The organism is Agromyces humi, assembly GCF_009720255.1.
GTDB lineage: Bacteria > Actinomycetota > Actinomycetes > Actinomycetales > Microbacteriaceae > Agromyces > Agromyces humi.
Genome location: NZ_WJSP02000348.1, coordinates 1 through 3,947 on the forward strand (window position 1 = coordinate 1; position 3,947 = coordinate 3,947).

General features: G+C 68.7%; 2 protein-coding genes and 1 pseudogene. All 3 read left to right on the plus strand.

Annotated elements, in window-relative coordinates; genetic code table 11:
• Positions 1-351: pseudogene (locus tag GH736_RS18725) on the plus strand (hypothetical protein); the annotation flags it as partial.
• A 79-nt stretch (positions 352-430) separates the two neighbouring features.
• Entirely contained in the window at positions 431-1,645 is a 1,215-nt protein-coding gene (locus tag GH736_RS18730) for a thiolase family protein (protein WP_159606051.1), read from the plus strand.
• On the plus strand, positions 1,642-3,783 hold the full coding sequence (locus GH736_RS18735; protein WP_159606053.1) for a 3-hydroxyacyl-CoA dehydrogenase NAD-binding domain-containing protein: 2,142 nt from the start codon (positions 1,642-1,644) through the stop codon (positions 3,781-3,783). Before GH736_RS18730 ends, GH736_RS18735 begins: the two co-directional genes overlap by 4 nt.
• Positions 3,784-3,947: the final 164 nt, after the last annotated feature.

Consider the following 3,947-nt stretch of genomic DNA (forward strand, 5'->3'; position numbering starts at 1 on the left):
TCCGGCGACGACCGACTGAGCGAACTGGCCGGTTCACGCTGGCTGAAGGTCAACAGCATCACCGAAGCCCCGGTCACACCGGTGTACGACATCAGCGTCGACGAGGTCCACAACTTCGTCGCCGAGGTCGCCGAGCGCATCGAGATGCCGGTCGAGAACCTCCTCACGCCCGATCACCTGCGCCGCGTCGCGTGGCATCCCCCGACCGAGCCAACGGCCGACGCCATCGCGACGGCGCTCAGCGAGCTCGGCGCGAGACCCTGGCAGGTTGAGGCAACCGCACAGATCATCGCCGATGCCTTTGTCGAGGCGTCACAATCGGTTGAGGATGCCGCATCCGGCGCTTCGTAGGTTCCGTCAAGCGATTCAGCGCCCTCCCGGCCCGTTCGTAGGATCGAGGCATCCTGACCGAAATCGAGGGAGCTGCAGCGTGGCTGAACGAGCTGAAGTCGTGTTCGTCGACGGGGTCCGTACCCCGTTCGGACGAGCCGGTGAAAAGGGCATGTACTGGAACACGAGAGCCGACGACCTCGTCGTCAAGGCGATCGTCGGACTGCTCGAGCGCAATCCGAACGTGCCGAAGGACCGCATCGACGACGTCGCCATCGCTGCCACCACCCAGACGGGCGATCAGGGACTGACGCTCGGCCGCACGGCGGCGATCCTCGCGGGGCTGCCCAAGACGGTGCCGGGATTCTCGATCGACCGCATGTGCGCCGGGGCGATGACCGCCGCGGCGATGATGTCGGGTTCGATCGGCTTCGGCATGTACGACGTGGCCATCGCCGGCGGCGTGGAGCACATGGGCCACCACCCCATGGGCTCGGGCGTCGACCCGAACCCGCGATTCCTCAGCGAGCGGCTCGTCGGCGAGGACGCCCTCGTCATGGGCGCCACCGCGGAGCGCATCCACGACCGCTTCCCGCAGCTGACCAAGGAGCGCAGCGACCGCTACGCGCTCGCCAGCCAGCAGAAGACGGCCGCCGCGTACGCGGCCGGCAAGATCCAGCAGGACCTCGTCCCGGTCGCCGTCCGCACCGAGGAGGGCTGGGGCCTGGCCACGCGCGACGAGGTCATGCGCCCCGAAACCACCCTCGAGGGCCTCGCTGCGCTGAAGACCCCGTTCCGCCCGCACGGCCGCATCACCGCCGGCAACGCCTCCGGCCTGAACGACGGGGCCACGGCCGCGATCCTCGCCTCGGGCGCCGCCGCGAAGGAGCTCGGCCTCACGCCGAAGATGAAGCTCGTCAGCTTCGCGTTCGCGGGCGTGGACCCCGAGATCATGGGCATCGGCCCCATCCCCGCCACCGAGAAGGCGCTGCGCAAGGCAGGCCTCACGATCGACGACATCGACCTCTTCGAGATGAACGAGGCGTTCGCCGTGCAGGTGCTCTCCTTCATGGACCACTACGGCATCGACGACGACGACCCCCGGGTCAACCCGTGGGGCGGCGCGATCGCCGTCGGCCACCCGCTGGCCTCGTCGGGCGTGCGCCTGATGAACCAGCTCGCCAGCCAGTTCGTCGAGCGCCCCGAGGTGCGCTACGGCATCACCAGCATGTGCGTCGGCCTCGGCCAGGGCGGCACGATGATCTGGGAGAACCCGAACTTCGACAAGAAGGCAGCGAAGAAGGCCCGCGGATGACCGACTACTCCACGATCGATTTCTCCTCCCTCGTCGCCCTCGCGGGCGATGACGAGGTCGTCACCCACTCGTACGTGCGCGATGTCCCGCTCTCGTCGGGGAAGACCCTCGCGCTCGTCACCCTCGACAACGGGCGCGACCACACCCGGCCGAACACGCTCGGCGCTGCCACACTCCTCGAGTACGCCGACACGCTCGACGGGCTGAAGGCGCGGGCGGCGGCCGGCGAGATCCACGCAGTGGCCGTCACCGGCAAGCCGTTCATCCTCGCCGCGGGCGCCGACCTCTCCAAGGTCGCCGAGATCCCCGACAAGGAGACGGCGAAGAAGTTCGTGCAGCTCGGCCACTACGCGCTCGCGAAGATCGGCGAGGTCGGCGTGCCGTCCTTCGTCTTCTACAACGGGCTCGCGCTCGGCGGCGGCGTCGAGATCGGCCTGCACGCGGACTACCGCACGGTGGATGCCTCCGCCCCCGCCCTCGCCCTCCCCGAGGTGTTCCTCGGGCTCATCCCCGGCTGGGGCGGCGCCACGATCCTGCCGAACCTCATCGGCATCGAGAACGCCCTCAAGGTCGTGATCGAGAACCCGCTGAAGCAGAACCGCACCCTCAAGGGACAGGACGCGTTCGACCTCGGCCTCGCCGACGCCATCTTCCCGTCGGTGAACTACCTCGAGGACTCGATCCGCTGGGCCGACGACGTGATCTCCGGTCGCGTCAAGGTGAAGCGGCCCCACGAGCCCGGCAAGGTGGAACGGCTCGTCAAGTGGGATGCCGCGATCGGCATCGCGACGAAGATGCTGAAGAGTCGCATCGGCTCCGTCCCGCAGTCGCCGTACGCCGCCCTGGACCTGATGAAGGCGGCGAAGAGCGGCACTCGCGCCGAGGGATTCCAGCGTGAGGACGAGGTGCTCGCCGACCTCATCGCGGGCGATCAGCTCCAGGCATCCGTCTACGCCTTCAATCTCGTGCAGAAGCGCACGAAGCGGCCGGCCGGAGCTCCCGACAAGGAGCTCGCGAAGAAGGTGACGAAGGTCGGCGTCATCGGCGCCGGCTACATGGCGAGCCAGCTCGCGCTGCTCTTCGTGCGCCGCCTCCGCGTGCCCGTGGTGATCACCGACATCGACCAGGCCCGGGTCGACAAGGGCGTCGAGTACATCGCCGACGAGATCGACGCCCTCCTCTCGAAGGGCCGCATCTCCCCCGATGAGGCCAATCGCCTGAAGGCCCTCGTGACGGGCACCACCGACAAGGCCGACTTCGCCGACTGCGACTGGGTCATCGAGGCGGTGTTCGAGGAGCTCCAGATCAAGCAGGACGTGTTCGCCGAGATCGAGCAGTTCATCTCTCCCGAGGCCGTGCTCGCGACGAACACCTCGTCGCTGTCGGTCGAGCAGATCGGCGCGAAGCTCGCGCATCCCGAGCGGCTCGTGGGCTTCCACTTCTTCACGCCGGTCGCGGTCATGCCGCTCATCGAGGTCGTGAAGACGTCGCACACGGATGTCGCGACACTGTCGACCGCGATGGTCACCGCGAAGAACCTCAAGAAGAACGCGGTCATCACCGCCGACACCCCCGGCTTCGTGGTCAATCGCCTGCTCGCCGTGCTCCTCGGCGAGGCCATGCGCGCGGTCGACGAGGGCACCTCCTTCGAGACCGTCGACCAGGCGATCGCGCCGCTCGGCCTCCCGATGGCCCCGTCGGCGCTGCTCGATCTCGTCGGGCTGAAGGTCGGTGCGCACGTGCTGGACACCCACCACGCCGCGTTCCCCGACCGCTTCTACCGCAGCGAGAACCTCCACAAGCTCGCCGACTACGGCAAGCTCCTCGACAAGGACGACAAGGGCAGGGTCAAGGGCTTCGACAAGGGAGCCATGAAGATCGTGTCCGGCGGCACGCATCCGCGAAGCGCCGACGACATCCTCGTCAGCCTGCAGGACGGCCTCGCCCGCGAGGTTCGGCTGATGCTCGACGACGAGGTGGTCGCAGCGGCGGAGGACATCGACCTGTGCCTCATCCTCGGCGCCGGGTTCCCGTTCCAGATGGGCGGCGTCACGCCCTACCTCGACCGGGTGGGCGCGTCCGAGCGCGTCTTCGGCGACACCTTCCACCACCCGCCCGTGAAGGGCGTGTCCGCATAGGTCGCGCGCACTCGGTGACGGCCCCCGGCGATTCGCCGGGGGCCGTCCTCGTCTCATCGCACGGTTCGAGCCGCGCGCATCGGCCTCGACCGCGGCGACGGGCGAGACCCGCGGCGTCGGGCTAGACCCGCGGCTGCGGCGAAGTGTCGCTCGACACGGCCTCG